Origin of the sequence: Peribacillus sp. NPDC097895, assembly GCF_050277555.1 — a bacterium.
Taxonomy (GTDB): Bacteria; Bacillota; Bacilli; order Bacillales; family DSM-1321; genus Peribacillus.
On the sequence record NZ_JBNNSH010000005.1, the window covers coordinates 17,212 to 43,347 of the forward strand.

Genomic DNA, 26,136 nt, shown 5'->3' on the forward strand with positions numbered 1-26,136 from the left:
CGAATTTCTGTGCGTGCAAACCAAAGAAAAACCGAAATCAGCCACTGATTTCGGTCGTTCCCTCTATTTAATTCGTAATATCTTTTTTCTGGAAGAAGAAGAACGTTAACGCTAAAAAGATAAGATAATAGACAACAAGTACGCTCATTGAAAATCCAAGGGTAGCTCCATCGAACATTTCCATGGTTCCGGAAATATAGCCCCTTAAATCAAGGTGCGGGAATAAGACGAATTTTAACCACTCGTATTTACCGATGAATGATTGAATGACCATATTTAATGTCGAAGAAGCAAATAGGATGAAAATGGATATACCTACTGCAAGTGCTTGGTTTTTAAATAATGTGCTTAACATGAAAGCGATGGTCGTGATGACTAAGAATCCTGGTATCCAGTAAACGATCATGTCTACGAAATAATCGCCGACTACCACCGGACTGAATTCACCGAAAGATGCTGGATCCATAATTTTGTCTGAATACGAGCCATTGCCAAAGAATATGATTCCGATTAGATAACTGAAAATAACTAGACTCGCAAGCAATAACGCTGCAAATAACAGGGAAGTAATATATTTGGAAAGTAGAATCTTCCAACGTTTATAAGGCCTGATCAACAGTTGTTTTATGGTACCATCCGAAAATTCCGAGGAAACGAGCGAACTGCAAACAATAACGACGAATAAAGTGACAAATGATGTTAATGATGTCGTCCATTCCGCCATATAGGTCCAATTCGTGTTTAAGTCAGGGTTTATATTATCAGCTAAAAGTTGCTTATTGAGATTAATCTCTTCCATGATCATGGCTTTTTCATCTTCACTGATATCCTTAGCTTCCAATGCCTTTTGCTGTTCTTGTATATCTGCCTTTAACTCTTGCTTCCAATCTTTACTCGATCCCTCGGGACTAAGTTTCAAATCGATGACTGCAGCCCCTAAAGCTGCCAATAAAAGAAATGCGATAAATATATAAGTTGATACTTTTGAAAAGATTTTCATCCATTCATTTTTTACTAAGGACATCATACAGACTCCCTCATTTCCTGCTCAGTAATTTCGAAGAATTTATCTTCCAGTGATTTTCTAGTAATGCCTATTTCATAGACATCCAGCTGATTGCCATTAAAACTCCTGTTTATATCGGCCGTTTGTTCACGTGTTGCTGATACGGAGATTGTCTTCGAATCAGACTTAAGAATCGAAATATCCTTAAACTGTTCTTTAAGGATTTTTTTAGCTAGCTCCCCATCACTGACAGTGAATGAAACCTCATTGATCGCCTCGACTTTTTCATCTACAATATGCTCTTTCGTATGTATCAGTTTTCCCTTTTCGATAACGGCAAAACTATCACACATCAATTGCATTTCCGATAGTAAATGGGATGAAATCAGTATCCCGACGCCTTCACTTGCCAGTACTTTCAAATAATCACGAAACTCACGAATTCCTTGTGGATCCAAGCCATTTGTCGGTTCATCAAAAATCAATAAAGAAGGTTTATGTAAAATGGCCTGTGCTACACCAAGGCGCTGACGCATTCCCAATGAATAGGTTTTAACCTTCTTATCGATGGCATGATCCAATTTGACAAGCTTTATGACCTCTTCTATTCTCTCATTGGTAATCTCATTGGATGACATACGAGCATAATGGAGGATATTCTTCCTGCCTGTCATGTACTTATAAAATTCAGGATTTTCAACGATGGCCCCCAATTGATTCATCGCACCTTCGAAGTCTTTATCAAGGTCACTACCATTGATCATGACAGAGCCGCCCGTGCGATTGATAAGACCTGTGATCATCCGAATGATCGTGGTTTTACCAGCCCCATTCGGACCAAGCAAACCAAATATTTCATTGCTTTTTATTTCAAAGCTAACATTGTCTACAATGGTTGCTTTTCCAATTTTTTTAGTTAAGGATTGAACCTTAAGAACCGTTTCAGACATATAATACCTTCCTTTTTATATATTTTCCAAAATCACACAATTTAAACATTACCATAATTTGCATAAAATTGCTATATTGATATTTTTCCATTTCGAGATATAACATAGGTGTTGTAACGTCCGTTGCGATCAATAGATTTTAGTATCATCCTTTACTGTCATTTGTATTTCACCATTCTTATCCATCGATTCCAAGGTGATGATCGCCTTTCCGACATACCCCTTTTCAAAATAGCCAATGATAGATTCTGTATGCAGCTTCCCTTCCCTATCCTTATAGTGCAATATCATGGAGCTCTCGGTAAAGTCCTCAGTTGGCGTTACATTCAGCTTATATTCTTTGCCTGGCTGGATAGAAGGAATGTTAATATCAGAATTTATATGATCATAAGACAAATGTAATCCTGATATGTCTTCATCCGTGTGATTTTTGACTTTAATGTTGAATCCTTCTTGCTTAATAACTAGAAAATAACTTGCCGCTGCCATCATTCCCATTATCAATATTCCGGACATGACTTTTTTCATCGTTCAGCAACATCTCCTATTTATCGTTACCTTTTCATACGACTTTGAAAGTATAAAGTTTCATTATTTATGGAACTTATAAGGTTCGTTCATATGAAAAGCAACACATAGGTAAAACCAATAGAAATGGCTAGCCCTAAAGCAAAAAGAATAATCCTTCTAATAAAAGGAGGAAAAAGCATATATATCATCATTACAACAAAATCAATGATACTCGTTGGTATTCCTGTGCCGAACTCTTTGATCTCTTTCTTTTTACCAAAAACGGCGAACCACATTACAAAAAGACCGCTTAAAATGAAAATGATGGAAAAAATCTTAAATCCCATTCGATGTCACCCTTTTCCTCACAAATTAAACGATGTTGTTTGACTCTTATCTTTTTAGAGGATCAAGTTTCAAAATGAACTCTCCTACCTCTCGACCTCTTGCATGGGAATACCCCTTGTCCTCATCGAATCTTTCAAATCCACACTTTTCCAACACCCGAATAGATGCAATATGATCCTTGGCAGCCCGTGCATAAAGAGGACGAACTTTTATTTCCGGCAAAAAAAGGAGCAGTGCCTCTGTAGCAACTCCTTTACCCCAATGTTCCTTTCCAATCCAGTAACTCACTTCTGGGTTACCAAACTGTTCAAATTGTAGAATGTTGCCTGCAACGCACCCGTTATATAGTATGGTCATTTTCAAAATATCCCGGTTCGCTAAGATATTCTTCCAGTGGGTCAAAAAAGACACTTTGTCTGTTGGATCTTTTGATGTGAATGCAGCCATATAGTTTGCAGACGTATCCAATTGCTGTTCGAAAAAGGTTGGAAGATCACTCTTCTTGACCACCCGTAGCTGGACTTCTCCTTCGTTCACAAGGAATCCCATAAAAACTGCACACTCCTTCATTATTTTTTATCTTTTATAAAGGGATCCTTCACCCTGGATTCCTTACTTCTCTTTAACTGTTCATTTAAGAACATTAGAAATTTCCTCTGATCCTTTTTCCTATTAACAAGACGCTTTACGCGGAAATTGCTTTGTAAAAACTTTCTTACCCTTTTATTAACAAAAAAAAGGCGGTGATAATTTTCCTCTTCATATAAATCATTAAACCATTTATTCCGCTTTAATGATTTTATATTTCTATCTATTTTTTTTGTATGTAATGAGTCATCACCGAAATAAATAAAGGAAGAAATTATTTCCATGAAGAATTCCATCATCGCTTTTCCGCTCCTATTTTCAACTGAATTCAACTAGGATACCTACACGGGTTATTCACTCTCTTTTCTAAGGGGACACTAATTTCCTTATCTTTCATCTAAATATACCATTCATACAAGCTGTCTGTAATTTGAAAGCCATATTCTTAGTGTCTCATGTTTTCTCAGGAGATTTTATACGTTCAAACCTATTCCCTATAAAAAAAGACAGTCGCTCCTTGCTGACTGTCTGACCTAAATAGCTAGGTTATGGCCGATACCCGTAGTAAGGGTTTGTATAGTTTACCTGTGGAGATTCGGCTGGATAGGAATAATGGTGATCAGAATAAGGATGATAGCTCACATGTTGATCGCTCACTGGATGATTGTACATATGCTGGTTACTCATATATTGATTACCCATATATTGATTTCTCATCGGTTGGCTGTTCATATGTTGGTTGTTGATTGAATGATTATTCATATGCTGACTGCTCATATAGTGGTTATTCATGCTGGAACTTTCGGTATCCACCCCTGCTTGTTGGCTTTTTTCAGCTACGCATTCATCAGTTGGTCCGATGACGATGGTCTGCCCGTGCAAAGGTTTTAGTGTTTCTTTTAATTTTTCGGGATTTAAGCAATAAGTATGCGCAAGCACTTCAATTGGGGTTTTCGTCAGGATATCTGACCCCAAGATGTATTCCGGATATGGAGCATCAAAGATTGCTATTAGGTGGGTCCCATCTTCAGAAGCTTCTTCCCAATGCCACCACCCTTGAGGGATATTTGCGACTTGCCCCGGCTGGACTGGGATATTTATAACCTGATTATTAAAGGGGTTAATTAATGACACTGTCGCTGAACCCGAAATGCAATAAACAAGTTCAGCTGCATTTTGATGGTAATGCGGTTCAACGACACGTCCTTTACTTAAGTGGATATCAAGAAGGGAAACTTCACCAAGTGTATTTAAAACATCCCTTCCCAATCGGTTAATGTAATTTTCATGATTCCGTGTATTTAATCGGTTTTTATTGACGTCTGCAAAATATTGGGTGCTCAGTGCTGTGTAATCCATATAAGAGGTTGGCATATAGAACAACTCCATTCTTTAGTTGGGTATATTCATCAATTTCATCCTATGTTAAGGAAACAGAACCGTGATAAAAAAAGGAAAACCGAAGACTCTAACATCTTCGGCGTTGGTTTAAGCACGATAAAATAGCTACTCCGTTATTTTACTAAAGCCAAATTTGAATGGTTTTCCATTCAAATTGTACTGATCTAAAATCTTATAATAATCATATAAGTGATTTTCTTAAATACCTTATTGCTCCATAAGTTTTATAACATCAGTCAAACTCTTATCCATCATCGATCGAAGGCGTAAATGATGATTTTCAAAAGCTAAAGCTTCCGTCACGGGATTTGGTACGATTACACATTTTAATCCAGCAGTCAGGGCCGCTTGGAGACCATTTAAAGAATCTTCAAATGCTACGGCTTCTGTGGGCTGGATGCCTAGGACTTCAATTGCCAATACATACAAATCTGGCGCTGGTTTTACTTTATCAACTTCATCGCCTGTGATAATCACTTCAAAATAGTGTAACAGTCCGAGTTCCCCCAAATGATGAGTGACCCACTCTTTTTTCGAGCTTGAAGCGAGGGCGATTTTATATCCAGATTTTTTTGCTTCTTCTAAATAGTCCTTTACACCTTCTCGTGCCTGTGATGTTTTCATTTTTACTTCATGGAGGCTTTTTGCTCTGGATTCAATTTCTTCAATATTATAACTTTCCCCCAGCTGTTCCTTGAAGTACTGATTAAGTTCAATATTATCCGTCCCGATACATTTAACAAAATGTTCGAGAGGCAAATCAGATTTATAAAAAGCCATCGTTTCTTTATATGCCTCATACCAAACCGTTTCTGTGTCTAAAATTAAACCATCAAAGTCGAAAATAACTGCTTTAATCAAAATAATTTCCTCCTTTAACCGTGAAATCAATTTCTATTAACTTAAACGTACATGAATGAATGCCCTTTGTAAAAAAAACGATTTCGTTCGTTTAAGTGAAGCCCGATTCTTATTGATAGAATCCATAATTCGCTAATTACTAAGGACAAGGTAACCCGATCTCCGCCTCATTTCTTTTCTTTCTGTTACATGTTTTAACAATTCCTTAGTGCCTTCGCGCTGTTTTTCCTTAACTGCGCCTAAAAGAGTGATCGTTTAACGAATGGTTTAATTGCAGGAAACAACGAGGAGGATAAACATGAAGAAAATTTTATTAACGATCCTAACGGCTTCTGTATTCATTCTAGGAGTTTGCATGCCAACTGAAGGCGAAGCCGCAGCTTTGGATCGCACACTTTCATTTGGAATGAGTAATGGTGATGTAAAAGACTTACAAGAATTATTACTGACAAAAGGGGTTTTCCCCTATCATGAAGCAACAGGCTACTTCGGACCGATTACTAAAGAATCCGTTAAGAAGTTTCAGGAAAAATCAGGACTGAAAGTAGATGGAATAGCAGGAACAAAAACGAATCAGAAAATACAGGTACTGAAAAGCGGGGATATGGGGAGACCTGTAGCTGAACTGCAAAGACTATTGAAAACCTGGAATGTTTACACATCAACAATCGATGGCATTTATGGTCAAAGTACAAAGCAAGCCGTTATGAATTTTCAAAAGCAAAAGGGATTATCGGCTGATGGAATAGCCGGTGCACGGACCCTCAGTAAATTGGAAGATAAGGCTAGTTTAGCTAGCTCATCCGTTAAAGAACTTACGGTCACAAGTACAGCTTATACAGCGAGCTGCGAGGGATGTTCAGGCACTACAAGAATGGGCGTTGACTTAAAAAAATATGATGATGCCAAACTGATAGCAGTCGATCCGAACGTGATCCCACTAGGATCCATCGTAGAAGTCGAAGGCTACGGACAAGCCATCGCTGCAGACACGGGCGGCGCCATCAAAGGAAACAGAATCGATGTATTCATCGCAAAAGAATCAGATGCTTTAACATGGGGAAGAAAGCAAGTGAAAGTAAAAATAATCAAATGATGCATCACAGAACCATAGCTTAGCTTTATGATAAAACAAATACATAACTAAACAGAAAGAGCATGTATGGATAATGATTCAATGCATGCTCTTTCCATTTGCTTCTGATAGATTGGGAGTTTCCTATTACGGCATATATTAAAAACACTCAAACCCATTTGTCCATAATGATGTCGTCAACGTATTTCACTTTCGCTCATCTTAAATTCCTTAATTTTACGGCCTTCTTCAACCTATCCCATACGTTTTGTACAAGGAAATGCTGCCCGATGATTTGTTGAAAAAACTCCTAAGCTCCCCTTTTCAATTAGAGGGTTGGCTTTACATCCCAATCAATAGCTTAATAAATTCCGTGATAATCGAAGTCAACAATTGGACGACCTTCCATTATTCTTTGTTCAATTTTTTGAACGGTTTCGTTTAATTGACTATCCGTATTCTTCAAATCATACTTTTTATGGAAAAAATTATATAATGTTAGATCTCTTAATTTTAAAAATAACGGGATTGTTTCGTAATCTTCGGCTTCAAGCCTATTTTCCGTCTCATAGCCTTTTATAAATGCCTTCATAAATTTAGCAGCATATCCATCAAGGTCTTTTACGCCATCACGTTCCAAGCTCCACATAAGATAATAGAGAGGAATGGCCAAATCACTTGCAAACCAGTGATTTGAACAGTCATCAAAGTCAAAAACGTGAATTTCACCTTCATGATAATGAAAATTGCCGTGATGAATATCAGAATGAATCAATCCAAAGTTATCTTGATGTACTGGAAGAGCATTTAATTTCTTCAAGATTAATTCTTGTTGGTGCATCATTTGCCCTGGAGCATCAGAATTATAGAGTTTGACATTCAATAATTCTTCTTCAAACCAATTCAATCTTTTATATTCTGTTCCAGGTTTGTAGCCTTTTGTTTTTTTATGTAGGTGACCTATTGTTTTTCCCCATACAAAAAATAAATCATCGTTAAAATTTTCATCAGTCATTTTCATCCTTACACCAGGTGCTTTTTCAAACAGGCAACAATAAAAAGCAGTGCCATCGAGACCCTTTACGATTTCAACTAAGTTATTTTCTGTTGAAGGAATAACCTTTGGAATATCACTGCCATTATTCTGTAAATACTCCATCCACTTTAACTCAGCAAGCACTTGATCTTTTGAACGATGTGATTGATGTGTCATTCTTAAGATGTATGGCACTCCATCCCGGTAAACCTCAAATACGTAGTTCTCTGCATCTCCAAGTTTTACTGGACTCTCTGCATTCACTTGAAAAAAATGCCCGGCCATTCCTACCATTTCCTTTGTAAAAATCCGTTCCACCGACGCTTCCATTATCTTCACTCCTGTTTATGATGTTAATAAAAAACGAATTATTATATGTTCAATACGACAGGAAGATACCTTTTCCCTTTATTCGTCTATCTTTCTTCTTTAATATTAATTTATGATAACAACGGCAAATATATGTGATGGTGGTGAAGCGACATCGAATTGCCATTCTATATCACTCTACTTTCCTAATTTCGCTAATTGTTCATTTAAAAAGATGCTCAGCCTATGCAGCACTTAGGTATGGAAAAATGCTACAAAACATTATCCGGTTTTATTAAATAAAAAAGGAGCTGCCTAGATGACAGCTCCTATCTTCAAGTGAAGATGATGTATTTTACTCCTACATATCCGTCAATATTCAATACTCGTCTTTTTACCACAAATCATTTGTCGCTTATTTTAAAGCTAATGAACTTCTGCTCCATCATTTCTTGCATGGCATATTTGACACCTTCCCTGCCCACACCGCTGTCCTTCCAGCCACCATAAGGCATATTATCAATCCGATAGGTCGGGATGTCGTTTATGACAACTCCACCCGTTTCCAAGCGTTCCGCCGCATAAAAAGCCCGCTCTATACTTGGTGTCATCACTCCTGAGTTCAATCCGTAGCGTGAATCATTTGCATCCTTAATGGCATCATCCAGCGTTTCGAATGGGAAAATACAGACAATTGGACCAAATACTTCGAAACGAAATACTTTGGAGTCACGATTTACATTGGTTAAGACGGTAGGTAATAGTACATTGCCTTCCACTGTACCGCCGCACTCAATTTTTGCTCCTTCCTGTGCCGCCTCCTCAATCCAACTTTGTAACCGCTCTAATGATTTTTTCGAAATGACAGCTGTAATATTCGTATTTTCCTCCAGCGGTGAACCGATGACAAGCTGTTTGGTCGTGCTAACGAATCGCTCCAAAAATCGTTGGTACAGGGATTTGTGGACATAAATTCTTTGAATCGAGATACACACCTGCCCATTATTCGTAAATGAACCCATCACACTCCGATCAATTACTTTATCGATATCAACTCCTTCATCAATGATGAACGGCGAATTGGATCCGAGTTCGAGTGTAAGCTTACGGAAGCCTGCCTGCTGCTGGATAAGGTGTCCGACTTCCACACTGCCAGTGAAAGTCACTTTTTTTACATGTGGATGGGTCGTCAATGCTTCACTTAAGACATCCCCTTTGCCTGGAATGATGTTCAATACTCCCTCTGGCAGCCCAGCTTCTTTAAAAATTTCGGCAAGCACCAGCGCACTTAGAGGAGTTTGTTCGGCCGGTTTTAATACGATCGAATTTCCTGCTGCAATGGCAGGTCCTACTTTATGGGCGACAAGATTAAAAGGAAAGTTAAATGGGGTAATCGCTGTCACGACGCCAATCGGGGTACGAACTGTGAAGCCAAAACGGTTAACCCCGCCCTCTGCCGCATCCATGGGAATTTGTTCACCATAATTGTTCTTTGCCGCTTCAGCAGCAAAACGGTAGGTTTGAACCGTACGATTCATTTCCTCACGAGCATTTCGAATCGTTTTCGCTGCCTCCAGAGAAATGATTTTGGCAAGCTCCTCACTGCGTTCTTCCATGATGGCTGCAGCTTTCACCAAAATTTCTGCTCGTGCATGTGCCGGATAGGTGCGGTATTTCTGAAAAGCTGCATGTGCCTCAACAATCGCTTCAACGGCATCCGCTGGTTCAGCCTGTCCGATTTGTGCAATTTCTTCATTTGTATGGGGATTATATAATGGCTCATACGATTTAGCCTCCCGCCATTTGCCGCCAATCCACAATTGCCACTTTTTCTTCATCTGTCATCCCTCCAGAAATACTTGCTTTATAATTTACAAATATAATCACCTAGTGTTTTTGAGAGCTCTACATTTTCCGAATAATCCACATCCACATCAATCAGGACAATTTCCTGACTTGCAATCGCTTCTTCTAATGCATGCAGCAATTCATCGGAGTGGGTTACTTTCACTCCTTTAACCCCAAAACTTTTCGCGAATTCTATAAAGTCTGGGTCCGTAAATTCAATCGCTTTTGTACGATCAAATTTATTCAATTGCTTCCACTCGATCAGACCCAATTTTGAATCATGGAAAATGACGATAACGAAGGCAAGACCTAGACGTTTGGCCGTTGCCAATTCAACCCCATTCATCAGAAATCCACCATCCCCTGTGACTGCAATGACAGGTTTATCAGGCTTTGCCAGTTTTGCCGCAATTGCACCGGGAACGGCAATACCCATCGATGCAAAGCCATTAGAAATGATCGTGTGATTAGGCTTTTCCGGCTGATACATCCGTGCAATCCATAATTTATGGGCACCCACATCCGATATGACAATCGCATTCCCCTTTTCCGCCCTTTTCAAATCGGCGATAATTCGCTGAGGGATGATGGGGCTTCCTGATACATCATCTGAGGAATGAAACTTTTCAATAATTTGAGACCTTAACCTTTTCACTTCTGGCCAAAGCTCTTTTTCTGCTACATCAGTGGTCAAGGCTTCCAGCGCCTCTGTGACGTTCCCGACCAATTCAGCTTGAACCGGGTAATAAGCATCAATCTCAGCCGGTCGAGCATCAATATGGATAATCGGATTCATTGCCTCGTCATTCCAATATTTAGGTAAATACTCAACGAAGTCATAGCCGACAGTGATAATGAGATCGGCCAAATCAAACCCGCATAGAACATAATCCCTTGCCTGCATCCCAACCGTATAAAGGGTCAATGGATGATCCGAGGGTAAAACACCTTTGGCCATGAACGAATTCACAATGGGAATTTGCTTCGTTTCTGCAAATTTCCGTAAGCACTCCGTAGCTTCATCGCGGATTACGCCATTGCCCGCTAGAATAATAGGCTTTTTAGCACGATTTATTAATTCCACGGCTTTTTTTATTTCCTCTTCGGCTGGACGGGATCTAGGCATTGGTGTAACCGGAAGTGGTTCACCTTCTGTATCCATCAACGCTACATCTTCCGGCAGCTCGATATGAACCGGTCCCGGCTTTTCAATGACTGCCGTCTTAAATGCTTTACGGATAATTTCCGGAATCGTATGCGGCACCTTAATTTGTTGATTCCATTTCGTTACTTCCTTAAAAACTCCAATAATGTCCACATATTGATGCGATTCCTTATGAATTCGATCAAGGCCTGCCTGACCTGTAATCGCGATAACGGGTGAATAATCCAGGTAAGCACTGCCTATCCCTGTCAATAAATTCGTTGCACCCGGTCCCAATGTACCCAAACAAACGCCTGGCTTTCCAGTTAGCCTGCCATAGATGTCTGCCATAAAAGCCGCGGCTTGTTCATGGTGAACTAAGATAAATTTAATATCGGTGGCTATTAGAGAATCGATAAGATCCGTATTTTCCTCACCCGGTATCCCAAAAATATACTGAACCCCTTCATTCTCTAAACATCGTATAAACAAATCTGATGCCTTCAAACTATTCCCTCCTCGACCATTTCAATTTCTTTCTCTATATGTTGGCTTTGCCTTCGAGGAATTATGTACTTGAGTACTTTAAAAAGCATTTCGACACTCCGACTCTGTATAAAGTAATTAAGGTTCGAGTAAATTAACCTCAGGTAAGGTCATTACTAGGAGGGATAAAATGGACATCGCAAGTCGTTTAATTATCACTGCGTTTATTTTTGTTGCACTTATTTTAATCGCACTTGTCATTTTTTTAATCTATTTATTACTGTTTGACCGAAATCAGAAACATCACGCCATACTACGGAATTACCCCGTCTTAGGCAGGATGCGCTACTTTTTAGAAAAAATCGGTCCAGAATTGCGGCAATATTTTTTTAACGGGGATAATGAAGGAAGGCCGTTTTCAAGGGATGACTACGAGCATATTGTAAAAAGCTCAAAGTATATGCGAGATGTAGTTGGATTTGGTTCGAAACGTGATTTTGATGAAGAAGGCCTTTTTGTTCGGAATGCCATGTTCCCCAAATTAGCCGAAGAAGAAAAATTCGATAGAGAAACAAAGGTGATAACCAAAAGATATATCTTATTGAAGGATCCGCTTTTTTCGCAGCGAAAGGAAAAATGGGAGGATGAGGAATCTTCTGCTTACTTATTGCATGAAGATGATACCGTGGTCATCGGCCCAAATACTAAGCATCCATTTAGATTAAAAGGATTAATTGGAATGTCGGCGATGAGCTATGGTTCGTTAGGATATAATGCCATCACAGCGTTATCAGAAGGATTAGCGCTAGCGAAAGGTACGTGGATGAATACTGGGGAAGGCGGGCTATCTTCCTATCATTTAAAAGGTGGCGTCGATATCATTATGCAGATTGGTCCGGCCATGTTCGGGGTGCGTGATAAATTTGGCGAAATGGATTGGGATGAGTTAAAGCGGAAAAGTGAGATTCCTCAAATAAAAGCATTTGAGATTAAGCTCGCTCAAGGTGCCAAAACCCGCGGCGGACATATTGATGCGGAAAAAGTCACTCCGGAAATTGCCGAGATTCGCAAAGTGGAACCATTCAAATCAATTGACAGTCCTAATCGTTTTCATCAATTCAGTGATGTACCGACGATGTGTGAATTCATTGAGAGAATCCGTAACCATACAGGTAAGCCTGTTGGAATGAAGATGGTTGTCGGCGGTAATGATAGCGTGGAAGAACTAGCCAAATATATGAAGGAGACAGGCAATGGACCGGATTTTATTACCGTGGATGGTGGTGAAGGCGGAACAGGGGCTTCCTATCAAGAATTAATTGATAGTGTCGGTCTGCCGATTAAATCAGCCCTGCCAATTGTCGTCTCGACCCTTCAAAAATATGGAGTGCGCGATCGGGTTAAAATTATCGCCTCAGGTAAGCTATTCACCCCTGACCGGATTGCGGTTGCTTTGGCGATGGGAGCCGATCTCGTCAATATTGCGCGTGGATTCATGATTGCCATAGGATGTATCCAAACATTGAAGTGCCAATCCAATGCATGTCCAGTTGGGGTAGCAACAACTGACCCGGACTTGCAAAAAGCTCTCGTGATAGACGAAAAGAAATACCGTGTGGTCAACTTTCTCGTGACACTTCGAAAAGGACTTTTTCGAATTTCAGCCGCAGCAGGTTTAAATTCACCCGTTCATTTTCAACCGAAACATATTAGTTATAAAGATGATAAAGGCGTCGTAACATCACTCGAAAACATCCTTCATGAAGTCGAGCGGAAAATAGGTGTAAATGAACCCAGGAAGCAAAAGTTCCTTCTTAACAGAACGATGCACAAACAGTAAACAGTGAAATTAAATCATAATTTTTGGACGAAAGAGAAAACTAAACAAGCAAGTATAGAAAGGAGAGATTGAGTATGGGTCGCGGTAAAAATTTTAATCACAAAGAAAAAGGACATCCTGGAAATTTACCTGATAATAGAATAAGCGAAGAGAAAGAACATAGTCGACAGTATGAGCAGATTGAGGATATTGTAACACATGAAGCTTTTAAAAATCGGGAAAAAGATGACGAGATGCCTTAACGGCACCATATCAGCAGGCGGAAGAAAAAGGAAATATTTTCAAAGTGATCACTCCTGGGATATAACATGGCTTGTACTAAATCAATATACAGTTACCGAAATTATATAATTTCTCGGAAAGCACCTATGCAATATCCTGCTCTCGGTATTTTACTGAGGCAGGGTATTTAGCATAGCTTGTAATTGGTGACGATGCGAAGGCCTAAAGAATATGACAACCTCTCTTTGTCATACCCTTTAAAAAAAGATAAAGGTGTGACAATGCTAAATATGAAAAAAAATAATTCCATCATTTTTTATGTAATAAAGGGCTCCACAATTAAAAAATTTTTAATCCTAGATCTAGTTGTTGGAACAGGAATTTATTTTGCCGCCAAATTTATTTCTTCAAGCTTATTAATGGCGAGTATTGCGAGTATAATTGGAACAGAAGGAATCAAGAAGGCACCGAAAGTTCTAAAAAAAATCCAGTTCTAATAATCCCCAATATTAGCTCTGAAATAACGTGAACAAAATTAGACTACTTCCATTCGCGCATTTGCGAATAAAAGTAGCCTAATAATCAATTTGATCAGGTCAATAGGTCAGGTCCATTCAAGTAATCTCTTAAACTTACGCTCTAATTTCAATAGAGGGGCTTATTGTAAAGTCAGCCTCTGTTTTACTTTTCACTTCACCAAGTGTTATGCCATTTTGCAATTCAATCAATTCCATTCCAGCTTCCGTAAATTGAAAAACAGCCAGTTCGGTAATCAGGCAATGGACGACTTTTTCCCCCGTCAACGGCAATGTACAGTTCTTTTTCACTTTGGATTCCCCATGCTTGTTCACATGGTCCATAATGACAACAATTCGTTTTGCGCCTTGGACGAGGTCCATCGCTCCTCCCATTCCTTTTACCATCTTCCCTGGAATCATCCAGTTTGCCAAGTCCCCATTCTCGGAAACTTCCATTCCGCCTAAAATGGCTAGATCGATGTGGCCGCCGCGAATCATCGCGAACGATTCAGCGCTATCAAAAAATGATGCCCCCGATTTTGCCGTTACTGTTTCTTTTCCTGCATTAATCAAATCCGGATCCACTTCATCCTTTTGTGGATAAGGCCCGATTCCGAGTAAGCCATTTTCCGATTGAAGCATGACATTGAAGTCATTTGGAATCATGTTGGCAATCAAGGTCGGCATTCCAATCCCTAAATTTACACACATACCATCTTTGATTTCTTTAACGGCCCGTTCTAAAATTAGTTGTCTAGTCATTCGAATACTCCTCCTTTTTATGCGTTAGCAGTTGTAAGTCTTTCAATTCGTTTTTCATAGTCATTTCCTACAAGCACTTGTTGTACATAAACTCCTGAAGTATGAATTTCATCCGGATCGAGCTCTCCTGTGCCCACAAGCTCCTCCACTTCGACAATCGTAACTTTCCCTGCGGTGGCAACGACAGGGTTAAAATTCCTTGCGGTTTTCCGATATACAAGATTACCGAAATGATCTGCTTTCCAGGCTTTTACAAAGGCAAAATCTCCGACTATTCCTTTTTCCATAATGTATGTGCGTCCATCAAACTCTTTATGTTCTTTACCTTTTGCGACTTCCGTTCCTACTCCTGTAGCTGTATAAAAGGCAGGAATTCCCGCACCGCCCGCTCTTAAACGCTCGGCCAGTGTCCCTTGGGGAACTAGCTCGACCTCCAGCTCGCCACTTAAAAATTGCTGTTCAAATAACTTATTTTCCCCTACATAAGAAGCGATCATTTTTTTGATTTGTTTATTTTCAAGCAAAAGACCTAGACCCCAATCATCGACACCACAATTATTGCTGACAATCGTCAAATCCTTTACACCTTTGTCACGCAATGCAAAGATTAGTTTTTCTGGAATTCCACTTAATCCGAACCCGCCAACGATAATGGTTGCTCCATCCTCGATTTGTTCAATAGCGCTATCAAAAGATGTTAATAATTTACTCATTTTCCATCATCTCCATTCTTAATACTATTCTATTAAATAAACAGTGATGTTGCAAAAGCAATGATGAACACGGTCACTGTTTTCAAAACCGTAATCGCAAAGATATCCTTGTAAGATTGACGATGTGTCAGTCCAGTAATGGCAAGTAAAGTAATGACGGCACCATTATGCGGCAGCGTATCCATTCCCCCAGATGCCATGGATGCAATACGATGAAGCATTTCCGGAGTGATTCCGACACTTTGGGCCAACTGCAAATAGTGACCTCCCATTACTTCTAACGCAATCGAAAGTCCACCAGATGCAGATCCGGTAATCCCTGCCAGCACATTGACGGCAATAGCTTCGGATACGAGTGGATTACCGCTTGCATCGAACACCCAGTTTTGAATGACCGAAAATCCAGGTAGCGTTTTCACCACATTCCCAAAACCAACTTCAGATGCTGTATTGAATATGGCAAGCAAAGATCCCATTGCAGCAGCTGTTAATCCACTTGCCAATTTGACCTTGATACGTCCAACATTCAGAAGCATCGCTGCAATAATACCGATAGTCAGTGCAACAATCAATGACCAGGATGAAGTGACTGTGCTTACATCGGCAATGTTGAAAGTTTCCTTCAACATCGATGCGTCATACCAGTGCTTAACAGAAATGGCACTGCGACTGAATGCAAAATTAAACGCGACGACAAGGATGAGCGGTACGATGGACAGCCAAAAGTTAGGCAGGTTTTGCTGTTCTGCACTTTCTGGTTCATTAATATGTCCTTCCCCGTAGCCTTCACCATTTGCCAGCGCTTGTTTACGACGACGCTCTAACCAGAGCATTCCTCCAGTGAATACCATGATTGCGCCAATAATTCCCATTAATGGAGCTGCATAGGTATCTGTTCCGAAATAATTCGTTGGAATGATATTTTGAATCTGAGGTGTTCCAGGAAGGGCATCCATCGTATAAGTGAAAGCGCCCAATGCTATCGTTCCCGGTAATAATCTCTTTGGAATGTCTGCTTCTTTAAAAATTGCCGCTGCGAATGGATAAACGGCGAATGCCACTACAAACAGTGAAACCCCGCCATATGTCAGCGCCGAACAGGCCAGCACTACAGCAAGAATAGCCTGCTTTGAGCCTAATGATTTTACGATGGTCTTGGCAATGGATGCAGCTGCACCGCTCATCTCCATGACTTTTCCAAATACGGCCCCTAATAAAAATATCGGAAAAAACGCTTTTACATAGTTAGCCGCAAACGTCATATATGTCTCTGTATAACTCGGCAGCAAATGTCCACCGGATAAAATGACCGCCAATAAAGTAACAATCGGCGCTATGATAATGACCGGATAGCCCCGGTAGGCTAAAAAGATTAAAAGTCCCAGCGCCACAACAATGGCTAAAATTTGAATCACCAATACTATTCCCCCTTTTCTTTTCTCCCCTTGCCCCCAAATTATTTCGGAAGCCTTTAAGTAGAAACATTAATTTCCCCAATTCCACATTTCGCTTTTCGCTTTTACCATTCAAGCCTGCCTTCCCCAAGTCAGGCTTAATGATCATACTAAGTGAAAAACTATAACTCCCCAATTATTGATAACGCTTTCAACAAACTGTTGAATGACGAATTCCCTTTCCATTTTACGTGGAAACACTAGATAAAATGTCAGATAGACCATTCGCTATAGTAATTATGCAATTCTTGTGCCAACTTAAATTAAATTGAAATATATTATCTTTTATAGACTTTTCAAACATTTTATTCCCTTTTTATAAAGTATAAATGCAAAAGTCCCTTAAAACTGTCAAGGTTTCAATACACACAACTAATAAACTTCATAAAAGTGTTAACCTTTTCTTACAACATTCACATTCGCCTTCTTTTCATGTACGGATTTCCTAACATATTCAAAGATAAGCAGCTATCAACTATTCATGAATATCATATTTTCCTTTTATTGGCCACCTAAAAAACCCTTGTCTGTTCAAATGAGGTGGTTTAAAAAGTATAAAAAGTACCCTTTGGCTAAAGGGTACTTTTTACAATCATAAACCATATTTATTCATTTTTTCATATAGTGTTGTTCGGCTCACTCCGAGTCTCTTTGCCGTTTCTGATTTATTGCCAGAAGTCATTTCCAAACATGAAACGATTGTTGCCCGTTCGGTCTCATCCATGACTTCTGCTAAAGTGCGGATTGAGACTGATTCTTTATGACCCGTTATTTCTTTAGGGAGATGCTTGGAACGTATCATTTCCCCTTCTTCAACAATATTCATTGCGCGTTCTATGATATTTTCCAACTCTCGAATATTACCAGGCCATTTATAAAGGCGAAGCAGCCTTAAAGCTTGATCACTCATGCCCGTTACACGTTTTTTCATGAGGTTCTGGTACTTTTCAACAAAATGATTTACCAGAATTTCAATGTCTTCTGGTCGCTCCCTTAAGGAAGGAACCTGGATTTGCATGACCTTTAATCGGTAATACATATCAAGTCGGAATTCCCCCTTCGAGACCATCTCCTCCAGATTACGGTTTGTTGCAGCGATTACCCGTACATCAATCGGAATGCTTCCCGTCGAACCGACCCTCTCAATTTCTTTTTCTTGTAAAACACGGAGCAGCTTCACCTGCATATGCAGTGGCAGCTCACCGATTTCATCTAAAAAAATCGTTCCACCTTCAGCTGCTTCGAACTTACCAGCTTTTCCGCCCTTTTTTGCACCGGTGAAAGAACCCTCTTCATAGCCAAAAAGCTCAGACTCTAGCAACTCTGCCGGGATGGCGGCACAGTTCACTTTGACAAACACACCCATGGACCTTCTGCTATCATTATGAATGGAATGGGCAAACAGCTCCTTACCTGTTCCGCTTTCGCCCAAGATCAACACATTTGAGTCGCTTTTAGCTGCAATTTTGGCTTGACCTTTTACTTCCATAAAAGCAGGACTTCTTCCCATCAAATGATCAAACGTATATGAGGCCTTATTTCTCTCGCGAAAATCGCCTTTGTACTTTTTCAGCTCTACTTCAAGTGAGTTTATCCGCTTGGAAAGAGCCGTAAATTGCCCGACATTCTTAAATAAAATCTTCCCGACCGCTCCTATTAATTTACCTTGTTTCCGTATTGGGGAGCGGGTCGCAATTATATAATTATCTTTAATTTTTTGTAATTCAGCTACCTCTTGCTTGCCAGTTTTGGAAACCACATGCATTCGGGTATTTTCAATGACCTCCGTTACATGTTTCCCTATGGAGCTTTCCTGATCGACCCCAAGAAAATCCGCATAGGCGTGGCTCAGCATTTGGACATACCCTTCCGTATCGACCATCACCAAGCCGTCATAGGCAAATTCGATTATATCCTTAAACAGAAGTTCTTCATGATTATCGATATTAAGAAAATCACTTTTATTATTTGTAAACAATAGGAGGTAAATCTGATACTCCTCATCAGCCATTTGAACGATGGCTTTTCTGACAATCCCGTTATTATCGTTCAAACGAATAGGAGTATTTACAGCTGGTTTAAGGTTTTTTTCCATAATCAAATTTGTTTGCATGTCAAATTGATTCTCAGCAAAAGCCTCTGATAATACGCGATTGCATAAAACGATTTCTTTTTCGTTTTTCGTTACCAAAACACCAAAAGGTAATTCTTCCAATATCGCTTTCACTAATTCAAATTGAACAGTTTTATTATCGCTGACCATTCCTATTCTCCTTAACCCGTCTGAAGTTTCCCCCATTATATCATAGGAAAATGAGGCCGAGTCATTACCGTTCCACAATTAGCGCAGTTCCCTGTCCGCCGCCAATACATAAGGTAGCAAGGCCGGTTTTTGCATCTCTACGCTTCATTTCGTACAATAAAGTCACTAAGATACGGGCACCAGAAGCACCTACCGGATGACCCAGAGCAATCGCCCCACCATTTACATTCACTTTCTCCGGCTTTAGTTCAAGGTCCTTAAGCACGGCAAGGGACTGTGCCGCAAAGGCTTCATTCACTTCCATCAAATCAATTTCATCTACTGTCAATCCCGCTTTTGCTAAAGCTTTTCTTGTCGCAGGCACTGGACCGTATCCCATGATTTTCGGATCAAGTGCAGCATTTGCATAGGACTTAATAGTTGCTAACGGTTCCAGACCCAGCTCGTCTGCTTTTTCTTTGGACATCAGGATCAGCATTGCCCCCCCATCATTGATTCCAGACGCATTTCCGGCCGTAACCGTACCATTTTCCTTAAAAGCAGGACGAAGCTTCGTTAATTGTTCCATCGTCAGCCCATGACGTGGGTGTTCATCTTGGTCAACCAAAATCGTCTTTCCTCTACGTTTATATTCAACAGGTACGATTTCATCTGAAAATCGTCCTTCTAACTGGGCCTTTTCAGCTTTCATTTGGCTATATAAAGCAAATTCATCCTGCTTTTCACGGCTGATTTCCCACTGCTCTGCAATATTCTCCGCAGTCACGCCCATATGATATTGATTAAAAACATCCGTTAAGGCGTCATATGTCATTGAATCCACTGCTTCGGCATTACCCATTTTCTGTCCAAAACGATAATTTGGAAGTAAATATGGGGCATTGCTCATGCTTTCAATACCCCCAGCAAGAATCACATCGGCATCACCGAGGGCAATGAATTGGGCCCCCATTATTACCGTACGTAGGCCTGACCCGCAAAGTTTATTAACAGCCATCGCCGGAGTTGTTTCCGGAACCCCTGCATGAATCGCAACTTGACGTGCCACATTTTGGCCTAATCCAGCAGATAGAATATTCCCGATCAATACCTCATCTATCATGTCAGCCGAAATATTTGCCCGCTTAATCGCTTCCTTTGCTGCCACAACCCCCAGTTCAACCGCTGAAACATTGGCAAGACTACCCCCAAACGTACCAACTGGTGTTCTTGCTGCCCCTACAATCACTACTTCTCTCATAATTCTTCCTCCTTCTCCATTTTTAATTTTCCCAGTTTAATAAAATTACGGTCCCTCTTATTGATTCTCTGAGAAACGGTAGATTCCTCATATGTGAATATCCCTTCTCCCGACTTCGTCCCAAGCTTCCCCTTATCCACCAAATCACGAATCAAAACAGGAGCTTCCTTACTCTGATCCAATACTGGTGAAACATTATCAAAAACACGCTGCCATGTATCCAGTCCGCCAAAATCAGCAATCTCGATTGGCCCAGTAAATGCCCATCGAAACCCTGGTCCTGCCGTTATCGCTGTATCAATATCCTCAGCATTGGCAACACCCTCTTTTAATAGATAAAAGGCTTCCCGCATCAATGCGGTCTGCAGACGATTAGCAATGAATCCTGCTATTTCTTTTTTCAAGAGAATCGGAGACTTACCGATTTTACGCATCAAATCAAATGTTGTCTTTACGATTTCCGGCTTTGTTTCGTTATGCCTTACGATTTCAACCAATGGAACCAAATGGCCAGGATTAAAGAAATGCGTGATGACCATTCGGTCCGCAAACGAAGCCTTCTCCATCAATTGAGAAATCGGAAAAGTAGATGTATTTGAAGCAACAATGGCATCCGGTTTGATTATTTTCTCCAATTGCTCATATAGATTTAACTTTAACTCGATTACTTCCGGAATAGCCTCAATGATAAAATCAGCATCCCTTACGGCTCCTTCCAAATCAACACTATATGTAATATTAGCTAATGCGCCTTGCTTTTCCTGTTCTGTCAAAGCCCCTTCCTCAATGAGCAGTGATAGATTCTCAGAAATTCGATTTTGGGCATGTGATAGAAACTCTTCCTTAATGTCGTTGATGGTGACGAAATACCCGCCAGCTGCAAAAGACAAAGCGATTCCACTTCCCATTACACCCGAACCGATAACGGCTATTTTTTTAATCATCCAGCTTCCCCTTTCCGTTTTAATTACCTGTATTTACTCACATTTTATTCATGCAATATCTATGCCAATGCTTAGGAAAACAAAATTCTTTTGTTATGTTGAAAATCATGATAGACTCTTACTCATTAACCTAAACCATATTTTTATAACCTTCCCTTTATATTTCCAAGTTTGCTTCCCAATTGAAATATTCCCTGTACTTAACTTAAAATGACAGACTTAGACCATTACATTTTTTTTGGAGGAATGTACTATGGTTAAAGATAAAGTGGCGATAATTACCGGATCTGCGAGAGGAATTGGCTTTGAGATTGGTAAGATATTTGCTGAAAATGGCGCAAAGGTCGTTTTGTCCGACCTAAATCAAAGCACAGTTGAAAAAGCTGCTTTAGACCTAAGGAACAAAGGCTTGGAAGTTATCGGCTTAAAAGCGGACGTAACAAGTGAAGAGGATATTATCCAACTAATCAAACAAGCTAAAGACAAATATGGACGAATAGATATTTTCATTAATAACGCAGGCCTTCAGCATGTTGCACCAATTGAGGAGTTTCCAACTGAAAAATTCGAACTGATGATCAAAATCATGCTGATCGCTCCATTCATTTCGATTAAAAACGTTTTGCCTATCATGAAAGAACAAGGCTTCGGCAGAATCATCAACATCTCTTCCATTAACGGTCTAATTGGATTTGCCAACAAAGCAGCGTACAATAGTGCAAAACACGGTGTAATCGGTTTAACGAAAGTCGCCGCCTTAGAAAGTGCCTCTTTTGGCATAACCGTAAATGCCCTTTGCCCAGGATACGTGGACACACCTCTCGTCCGCGGTCAACTGGAGGATCTGGCAAAAACAAGACAAGTACCACTAGAAAGCGTTTTGGAAGAAGTCATCTATCCACTCGTCCCACAAAACCGCTTGCTCGATGTAAGTGAAATTGCCGACTACGCCATATTCCTCGCAAGCGACAAAGCACGAGGCATCACTGGCCAGGCAGTTGTGTTAGATGGTGGGTATACAGCTCAATAAAAGGATACATCTGTAAAATAAATTTAACCCGAATAGACGACACAAAAAAGTGTCCTTTATTCGGGTTTTTCTATATCGAGAAAGACCTGAATTTTTTCACAATACAACCAAAGGATAGCAGGTTGCATTCCTGGGTAAAAAACAAACAAAAAAAGCGATTCTTATTAAAGAATCGCGCCCATCTGCAAAAGAACCAAAAATAAAAGGTTACTAGGATCCCTTATTGAGGGTTCATTTCACTTTTCATCCAGTCAAGATCTGATGATTTTTCTAAAGTTATTGTTGCATTTGGACTCCAAAAATTCTTTAACGTTCCATGGGTATGTTCGATAATGCGAGGGGCTGATAGGTGATCGGCATCATTCGTTGTGTGGGCGTCAGTGATAAGGGTGACGTCATAATTCAAATCAAAGGCTCCTCGGCTTGTGGAATCAACACAGTATTCCGTCTGTGCACCACAAATGTAGAGGTGCGTTGTGCCAAGTTTGTCGAGTGTTTGTTTTAAAGGTGTGTGAGTAAATGAATTCGGTACGCTTTTATGGATGGTAACCTCTTGATGGAGGGGCTTCTCAAGTCGCGGATGAAGCTGCCACCCAGGTTCGCCTTTTCTCATTGGGCCTTCTGGATGTTCGTGCTGAATATACACTATCGGAACCTGTTGTTCTCTTGCACAACGAATTAATCGGTTGATATTGTCAATTATCTTATCCCGTTTATACGCGTGTTCCACGACGGCCGTTTGCACATCAATGATAACTAATACTTTCTTTCCCAACCGTAAACACCTCCTTATTTCATTTGTTTTAATTATAACAAAACTATGACTTGTTATATATTAGATCTTTTCTATCCTTATCCTCATGAACTTCCCCACTTTCTTTTGGAAAGGGCGATATCTCGGCTCCTGACAGTGGAGAAGTGACAGGAATACAGACGCTTGAAAATTTAAGTGGATTCACATATCTCATGGTCGGGTCTCAAAATCCAGGGATTGCAGGTTATATACCTGGCTTACCATCTCTTGGTGATAATCATCAAGAGAATAACGAACAGGATGATGATGATTACGGATTTTTGCGTGTATAACAACTATAGGCTCATCCATATTTGGCCTGACTAATATGGATGAGCCTTATGTATCTTTATAGCGAACGGTTGTTGAAGATTCTTTGCCTACTACTATATGTGTTGCAGCTTTTTCATATCCATCAATTTATTTAACTAATGCCGCTCTCAAATTAATGCCATATTCCAAATAACCTTTTAAACAGGTCAACATATAAACCCAGCCCTCTTTATTATCGATCATTTGACTGACTAACTCATCATCATTTTCCTTAAATCCTTCTTCGTTGACTTCAATGATTGTACTTGAATTATCCAGCTCTTCTAGAGTAATGGTTACAATATGTCCTTCTCCCCACTCGAAAACAATTTTCTTATGTTCATCGATTTCAATTACTGTTATATCTGCCTGTGCATTGTATTCATCATATCTCAAAGTAATCGTCTTGCCTTTTTCCCACCTTTTCGAACTCGATGAAAACCAAAAATTCCCGATTTTCGCAGGATCAGCAAAGGCTTCAAATACTTCATGAGCTGGTTTTGAAATTTGAAATTTCGTAAGGTTGTTCATATTAGTAACTCCACTCTCTTTCAAGGAATTTTTATACTAGACATTGTGACAAGAAGTTATTTTACAAATAACATGATGGTTTGATACTTATTTGCACGATTGTTGACTGCTCTTCTTCAAGGTTACACGCTTAATCAAGAAAGAGCAAACTAGGCAACATGGAAATAATGGTTTTAAATCAAAGTGCAATTTAATTCCTGCAATCTATGGATCTGCCTGAAGATATTTAAAGCATCCCACTATTCCTGTTCCTTCATATCCTCTATCAATAGCCTCTTTTTACCGTTTCCTCCAATGGTTCCAATTATCTTTGTGTGTAACTTGTATGTTTAAGCACGGTCTTATAATATTGTGTTAGTTGCAAATTTGGAAGTAGTCATAAAAACAGGACCATTAGGAAAGAGAGGGATTTAGCATGGCTCGAACTTCATTTCAGGGCGAAATTCCCAAGGAACAAATAGAGGTATGCCCAGTCACAGAAACACAAAATGTCATTGCAGGTAAATGGAAAATCATTATTCTATGGCATTTGAAAGAGACAAGGCGATTTGGTGAGCTTCAAAGATTGGTACCGGGAATCTCAAAAGGAATACTGACTAGTCAGCTGAGGGAATTAGAAAGAGATCAAATGATAAACAGAAAAGTGTATCAAGAAGTACCTCCAAAAGTTGAGTACTCTTTAACTAATGCAGGGGAAAGTTTTATGCCGATACTGGAGAGTATGGGAGAATGGGGTAAAAAATATACAACGAGTGTAAAGAACAAGAGCACCCTATAATAGAATAATTCTTTATGGATTTTGACTGTATCTCGAAAATAATAGGATACAGTCTTTATATGACTCCCTTTTCACACGGCTACTCCCCTCGGGGAAATGAAAACAATTTTTATGTTCTAGACGAGTCGGATCGAAGTTCATGCATCCATTGTGCATTCCATATTTCGATAATCCTTGATATTTTTATCACTTACACTTAACAAAAGCTGTAAAGCTACTTCGAAAAGGAGAGATACTTTTATGAATGATCAGAAGCAAACTAAAAAATTCCATACATTTCAGCAGCTTCATAGCCAATCATCTACGTTTGTACTGCCAAACGCTTGGGATGCCAGTAGCGCCAGAATTTTTCAAGAAAGTGGATTTAAAGCGATTGGTACAACAAGTGCTGGTATGGCCATTTCATTAGGTTATTCAGATGGAGGAAACCTGCCCTTTGAAAAATTGATCGATTCTCTCAAAATGATCGTCGATTCTGTGCATGTTCCTGTAACGGCCGATATTGAGTTTGGCTATGGAACTTCCATTGAAGAAGTGGTAGAAAACGTTAGGCAGATTCTTTCAACTGGAGTGGTTGGAATTAACCTTGAAGATGGGACAGGAAATCCGGAGGATCCAATTTTTGATAGTTCATTACAAGCTGAAAAAATAACGGCCATCAAAGAAATGACTCGATCATTGAACATACCTTTATTTATCAATGCACGTACTGATCTGTATTGGCTGAATATTGGTGACCCTTTGACTCGTCTTCAGTCTGCCATCAATCGGGCAAAAACTTATCAAAAAGCAGGCGCAGACTGTATTTTTATTCCTGGTGTAAAAAATATGGATACTATCGAAAAGCTCAGACGGGAAATTTCTTGTCCAATCAACTTGTTAGCTGGGGCAGATACACCTTCTTTGAATCAGCTATCTGAAATTGGAATTGAGAGAGTTAGTAGTGGATCTGCACCTTTTAGAGCCACGGTATCATTATTAAAAAAAATTAGTGATGATATTATCAATCAAGGAAATTTCCAGCGAATGATAGACGACGTTATCACGTATAACGATGTGGCTGAATTGTTAAAGCCATGTACAGATAAAATTGAGAACTAATCTCATGCCCATCTAACTTGAGCGAATTTGTACCCAAAACGAAGAAAAAGCCGATTTCCTATTCAAGGAATCG

25 protein-coding genes and 1 pseudogene are annotated in these 26,136 nt (G+C 39.8%); 8 read left to right on the top strand and 18 right to left on the bottom strand.

All coding sequences use genetic code 11. The annotated features are described in order from the left end of the window. Positions 1–67: 67 nt before the first annotated feature. The 7 genes and pseudogenes from ACQKMH_RS21245 to ACQKMH_RS21275 all read right to left on the bottom strand — a co-directional run bounded on the left by ACQKMH_RS21245 (position 68) and on the right by ACQKMH_RS21275 (position 5,661). On the bottom strand, positions 68–1,024 hold the full coding sequence (locus ACQKMH_RS21245; RefSeq protein ID WP_427589395.1) for an ABC transporter permease: 957 nt from the start codon (positions 1,022–1,024) through the stop codon (positions 68–70). Further along, entirely contained in the window at positions 1,024–1,956 is a 933-nt protein-coding gene (locus ACQKMH_RS21250; protein WP_427589396.1) for an ABC transporter ATP-binding protein, read from the bottom strand. The genes ACQKMH_RS21245 and ACQKMH_RS21250 overlap by 1 nt, the downstream gene beginning before the upstream one ends. Positions 1,957–2,085: 129 nt before the next feature. Further along, a complete protein-coding gene (locus tag ACQKMH_RS21255) occupies positions 2,086–2,484 on the bottom strand; it encodes a hypothetical protein (protein ID WP_427589397.1) in 399 nt (132 codons plus the stop codon). Positions 2,485–2,573: 89 nt separating this feature from the next. Further along, on the bottom strand, positions 2,574–2,813 hold the full coding sequence (locus tag ACQKMH_RS21260) for a hypothetical protein (protein WP_427589398.1): 240 nt from the start codon (positions 2,811–2,813) through the stop codon (positions 2,574–2,576). Positions 2,814–2,859: 46 nt separating this feature from the next. Further along, positions 2,860–3,363 carry a GNAT family N-acetyltransferase gene (locus tag ACQKMH_RS21265; protein WP_427589399.1) on the bottom strand — a complete coding sequence of 168 codons (504 nt, stop codon included), beginning with the start codon at positions 3,361–3,363 and terminating at the stop codon, positions 2,860–2,862. Between the two features lie 801 nt (positions 3,364–4,164). Further along, a pseudogene (locus ACQKMH_RS21270) lies at positions 4,165–4,776 on the bottom strand (cupin domain-containing protein); the annotation flags it as partial. A 234-nt stretch (positions 4,777–5,010) separates the two neighbouring features. Next, a complete protein-coding gene (locus ACQKMH_RS21275; RefSeq protein WP_427589595.1) occupies positions 5,011–5,661 on the bottom strand; it encodes an HAD family hydrolase in 651 nt (216 codons plus the stop codon). A gap of 301 nt (positions 5,662–5,962) precedes the next feature. Here ACQKMH_RS21275 and ACQKMH_RS21280 point away from each other — a divergent pair, with 301 nt between their 5' ends. Then, positions 5,963–6,760, top strand: a complete 798-nt coding sequence (locus ACQKMH_RS21280; RefSeq protein ID WP_427589400.1) for a peptidoglycan-binding protein — start codon at positions 5,963–5,965, stop codon at positions 6,758–6,760. A 340-nt stretch (positions 6,761–7,100) separates the two neighbouring features. On the opposite strand, the gene ACQKMH_RS21285 is transcribed toward ACQKMH_RS21280, so the two are convergent. The 3 genes from ACQKMH_RS21285 to ACQKMH_RS21295 form a co-directional block, all read right to left on the bottom strand. Next, complete coding sequence (locus tag ACQKMH_RS21285; protein WP_427589401.1) at positions 7,101–8,093, bottom strand: phosphotransferase enzyme family protein; 993 nt, start codon at positions 8,091–8,093, stop codon at positions 7,101–7,103. A gap of 395 nt (positions 8,094–8,488) precedes the next feature. Then, positions 8,489–9,922 (bottom strand): aldehyde dehydrogenase family protein, encoded by a 1,434-nt coding sequence (locus tag ACQKMH_RS21290; RefSeq protein WP_427589402.1) that lies wholly within the window; start codon positions 9,920–9,922, stop codon positions 8,489–8,491. 26 nt (positions 9,923–9,948) lie between these two features. Continuing rightward, complete coding sequence (locus tag ACQKMH_RS21295; protein ID WP_427589403.1) at positions 9,949–11,583, bottom strand: acetolactate synthase large subunit; 1,635 nt, start codon at positions 11,581–11,583, stop codon at positions 9,949–9,951. A 169-nt stretch (positions 11,584–11,752) separates the two neighbouring features. Here ACQKMH_RS21295 and ACQKMH_RS21300 point away from each other — a divergent pair, with 169 nt between their 5' ends. The 3 genes from ACQKMH_RS21300 (at position 11,753) to ACQKMH_RS21310 (ending at position 14,121) form a co-directional block, all read left to right on the top strand. After that, entirely contained in the window at positions 11,753–13,402 is a 1,650-nt protein-coding gene (locus ACQKMH_RS21300) for an FMN-binding glutamate synthase family protein (RefSeq protein WP_427589404.1), read from the top strand. 74 nt (positions 13,403–13,476) lie between these two features. Further along, positions 13,477–13,644 (top strand): hypothetical protein, encoded by a 168-nt coding sequence (locus ACQKMH_RS21305; RefSeq protein WP_230161499.1) that lies wholly within the window; start codon positions 13,477–13,479, stop codon positions 13,642–13,644. A gap of 261 nt (positions 13,645–13,905) precedes the next feature. Continuing rightward, a complete protein-coding gene (locus ACQKMH_RS21310; protein ID WP_427589405.1) occupies positions 13,906–14,121 on the top strand; it encodes a hypothetical protein in 216 nt (71 codons plus the stop codon). 135 nt (positions 14,122–14,256) lie between these two features. Here the strand turns inward: ACQKMH_RS21310 and ACQKMH_RS21315 are convergent, their stop codons facing one another. The 6 genes from ACQKMH_RS21315 to ACQKMH_RS21340 form a co-directional block, all read right to left on the bottom strand. Then, positions 14,257–14,904 (bottom strand): 3-oxoacid CoA-transferase subunit B, encoded by a 648-nt coding sequence (locus ACQKMH_RS21315; protein WP_427589406.1) that lies wholly within the window; start codon positions 14,902–14,904, stop codon positions 14,257–14,259. Positions 14,905–14,921: 17 nt separating this feature from the next. Next, positions 14,922–15,617, bottom strand: coding sequence for a CoA transferase subunit A (locus tag ACQKMH_RS21320; RefSeq protein WP_427589407.1), 696 nt, complete (start codon positions 15,615–15,617; stop codon positions 14,922–14,924). A gap of 32 nt (positions 15,618–15,649) precedes the next feature. Further along, positions 15,650–17,035 carry a GntP family permease gene (locus ACQKMH_RS21325; RefSeq protein ID WP_427589408.1) on the bottom strand — a complete coding sequence of 462 codons (1,386 nt, stop codon included), beginning with the start codon at positions 17,033–17,035 and terminating at the stop codon, positions 15,650–15,652. Between the two features lie 628 nt (positions 17,036–17,663). After that, entirely contained in the window at positions 17,664–19,334 is a 1,671-nt protein-coding gene (locus ACQKMH_RS21330; protein WP_427589409.1) for a sigma-54 interaction domain-containing protein, read from the bottom strand. Between the two features lie 64 nt (positions 19,335–19,398). Beyond that, positions 19,399–20,574: an acetyl-CoA C-acetyltransferase gene (locus ACQKMH_RS21335; RefSeq protein ID WP_427589410.1), complete on the bottom strand. Its 1,176-nt coding sequence runs from the start codon at positions 20,572–20,574 to the stop codon at positions 19,399–19,401. Next, on the bottom strand, positions 20,571–21,518 hold the full coding sequence (locus ACQKMH_RS21340; protein ID WP_427589411.1) for a 3-hydroxyacyl-CoA dehydrogenase family protein: 948 nt from the start codon (positions 21,516–21,518) through the stop codon (positions 20,571–20,573). Before ACQKMH_RS21340 ends, ACQKMH_RS21335 begins: the two co-directional genes overlap by 4 nt. 253 nt (positions 21,519–21,771) lie before the next feature. Between ACQKMH_RS21340 and ACQKMH_RS21345 the strand changes: the two genes are divergently transcribed. Beyond that, entirely contained in the window at positions 21,772–22,548 is a 777-nt protein-coding gene (locus ACQKMH_RS21345; protein WP_427589412.1) for a 3-hydroxybutyrate dehydrogenase, read from the top strand. A 220-nt stretch (positions 22,549–22,768) separates the two neighbouring features. On the opposite strand, the gene ACQKMH_RS21350 is transcribed toward ACQKMH_RS21345, so the two are convergent. Continuing rightward, the gene (locus tag ACQKMH_RS21350) at positions 22,769–23,323 is read right to left on the bottom strand and encodes a cysteine hydrolase family protein (RefSeq protein WP_427589413.1); all 555 of its coding nucleotides are present in this window, start codon (positions 23,321–23,323) and stop codon (positions 22,769–22,771) included. A 143-nt stretch (positions 23,324–23,466) separates the two neighbouring features. Here ACQKMH_RS21350 and ACQKMH_RS21355 point away from each other — a divergent pair, with 143 nt between their 5' ends. After that, positions 23,467–23,634 (top strand): hypothetical protein, encoded by a 168-nt coding sequence (locus ACQKMH_RS21355; protein WP_427589414.1) that lies wholly within the window; start codon positions 23,467–23,469, stop codon positions 23,632–23,634. A 127-nt stretch (positions 23,635–23,761) separates the two neighbouring features. On the opposite strand, the gene ACQKMH_RS21360 is transcribed toward ACQKMH_RS21355, so the two are convergent. Further along, on the bottom strand, positions 23,762–24,184 hold the full coding sequence (locus ACQKMH_RS21360) for an SRPBCC family protein (RefSeq protein ID WP_427589415.1): 423 nt from the start codon (positions 24,182–24,184) through the stop codon (positions 23,762–23,764). Between the two features lie 415 nt (positions 24,185–24,599). Between ACQKMH_RS21360 and ACQKMH_RS21365 the strand changes: the two genes are divergently transcribed. Together ACQKMH_RS21365 and ACQKMH_RS21370 are read left to right on the top strand one after the other, a co-directional pair. Then, a complete protein-coding gene (locus ACQKMH_RS21365; RefSeq protein ID WP_427589416.1) occupies positions 24,600–24,962 on the top strand; it encodes a winged helix-turn-helix transcriptional regulator in 363 nt (120 codons plus the stop codon). Positions 24,963–25,202: 240 nt separating this feature from the next. After that, a complete protein-coding gene (locus tag ACQKMH_RS21370) occupies positions 25,203–26,063 on the top strand; it encodes an isocitrate lyase/PEP mutase family protein (RefSeq protein ID WP_427589417.1) in 861 nt (286 codons plus the stop codon). The last annotated feature ends 73 nt before the right edge of the window (positions 26,064–26,136 follow it).

What these genes read in the sequence shown, in the direction of transcription:
- ACQKMH_RS21245 (WP_427589395.1), bottom strand. Translation starts at nt 1,024, where the DNA reads ATGTCCTTAGTAAAAAATGAATGGATGAAAATCTTTTCAAAAGTATCA.
- ACQKMH_RS21250 (WP_427589396.1), bottom strand. Translation starts at nt 1,956, where the DNA reads ATGTCTGAAACGGTTCTTAAGGTTCAATCCTTAACTAAAAAAATTGGA.
- ACQKMH_RS21255 (WP_427589397.1), bottom strand. Translation starts at nt 2,484, where the DNA reads ATGAAAAAAGTCATGTCCGGAATATTGATAATGGGAATGATGGCAGCG.
- ACQKMH_RS21260 (WP_427589398.1), bottom strand. Translation starts at nt 2,813, where the DNA reads ATGGGATTTAAGATTTTTTCCATCATTTTCATTTTAAGCGGTCTTTTT.
- ACQKMH_RS21265 (WP_427589399.1), bottom strand. Translation starts at nt 3,363, where the DNA reads ATGGGATTCCTTGTGAACGAAGGAGAAGTCCAGCTACGGGTGGTCAAG.
- ACQKMH_RS21280 (WP_427589400.1), top strand. Translation starts at nt 5,963, where the DNA reads ATGAAGAAAATTTTATTAACGATCCTAACGGCTTCTGTATTCATTCTA.
- ACQKMH_RS21290 (WP_427589402.1), bottom strand. Translation starts at nt 9,922, where the DNA reads ATGAAGAAAAAGTGGCAATTGTGGATTGGCGGCAAATGGCGGGAGGCT.
- ACQKMH_RS21300 (WP_427589404.1), top strand. Translation starts at nt 11,753, where the DNA reads ATGGACATCGCAAGTCGTTTAATTATCACTGCGTTTATTTTTGTTGCA.
- ACQKMH_RS21305 (WP_230161499.1), top strand. Translation starts at nt 13,477, where the DNA reads ATGGGTCGCGGTAAAAATTTTAATCACAAAGAAAAAGGACATCCTGGA.
- ACQKMH_RS21310 (WP_427589405.1), top strand. Translation starts at nt 13,906, where the DNA reads ATGCTAAATATGAAAAAAAATAATTCCATCATTTTTTATGTAATAAAG.
- ACQKMH_RS21315 (WP_427589406.1), bottom strand. Translation starts at nt 14,904, where the DNA reads ATGACTAGACAACTAATTTTAGAACGGGCCGTTAAAGAAATCAAAGAT.
- ACQKMH_RS21320 (WP_427589407.1), bottom strand. Translation starts at nt 15,617, where the DNA reads ATGAGTAAATTATTAACATCTTTTGATAGCGCTATTGAACAAATCGAG.
- ACQKMH_RS21330 (WP_427589409.1), bottom strand. Translation starts at nt 19,334, where the DNA reads ATGGTCAGCGATAATAAAACTGTTCAATTTGAATTAGTGAAAGCGATA.
- ACQKMH_RS21335 (WP_427589410.1), bottom strand. Translation starts at nt 20,574, where the DNA reads ATGAGAGAAGTAGTGATTGTAGGGGCAGCAAGAACACCAGTTGGTACG.
- ACQKMH_RS21340 (WP_427589411.1), bottom strand. Translation starts at nt 21,518, where the DNA reads ATGATTAAAAAAATAGCCGTTATCGGTTCGGGTGTAATGGGAAGTGGA.
- ACQKMH_RS21345 (WP_427589412.1), top strand. Translation starts at nt 21,772, where the DNA reads ATGGTTAAAGATAAAGTGGCGATAATTACCGGATCTGCGAGAGGAATT.
- ACQKMH_RS21360 (WP_427589415.1), bottom strand. Translation starts at nt 24,184, where the DNA reads ATGAACAACCTTACGAAATTTCAAATTTCAAAACCAGCTCATGAAGTA.
- ACQKMH_RS21365 (WP_427589416.1), top strand. Translation starts at nt 24,600, where the DNA reads ATGGCTCGAACTTCATTTCAGGGCGAAATTCCCAAGGAACAAATAGAG.
- ACQKMH_RS21370 (WP_427589417.1), top strand. Translation starts at nt 25,203, where the DNA reads ATGAATGATCAGAAGCAAACTAAAAAATTCCATACATTTCAGCAGCTT.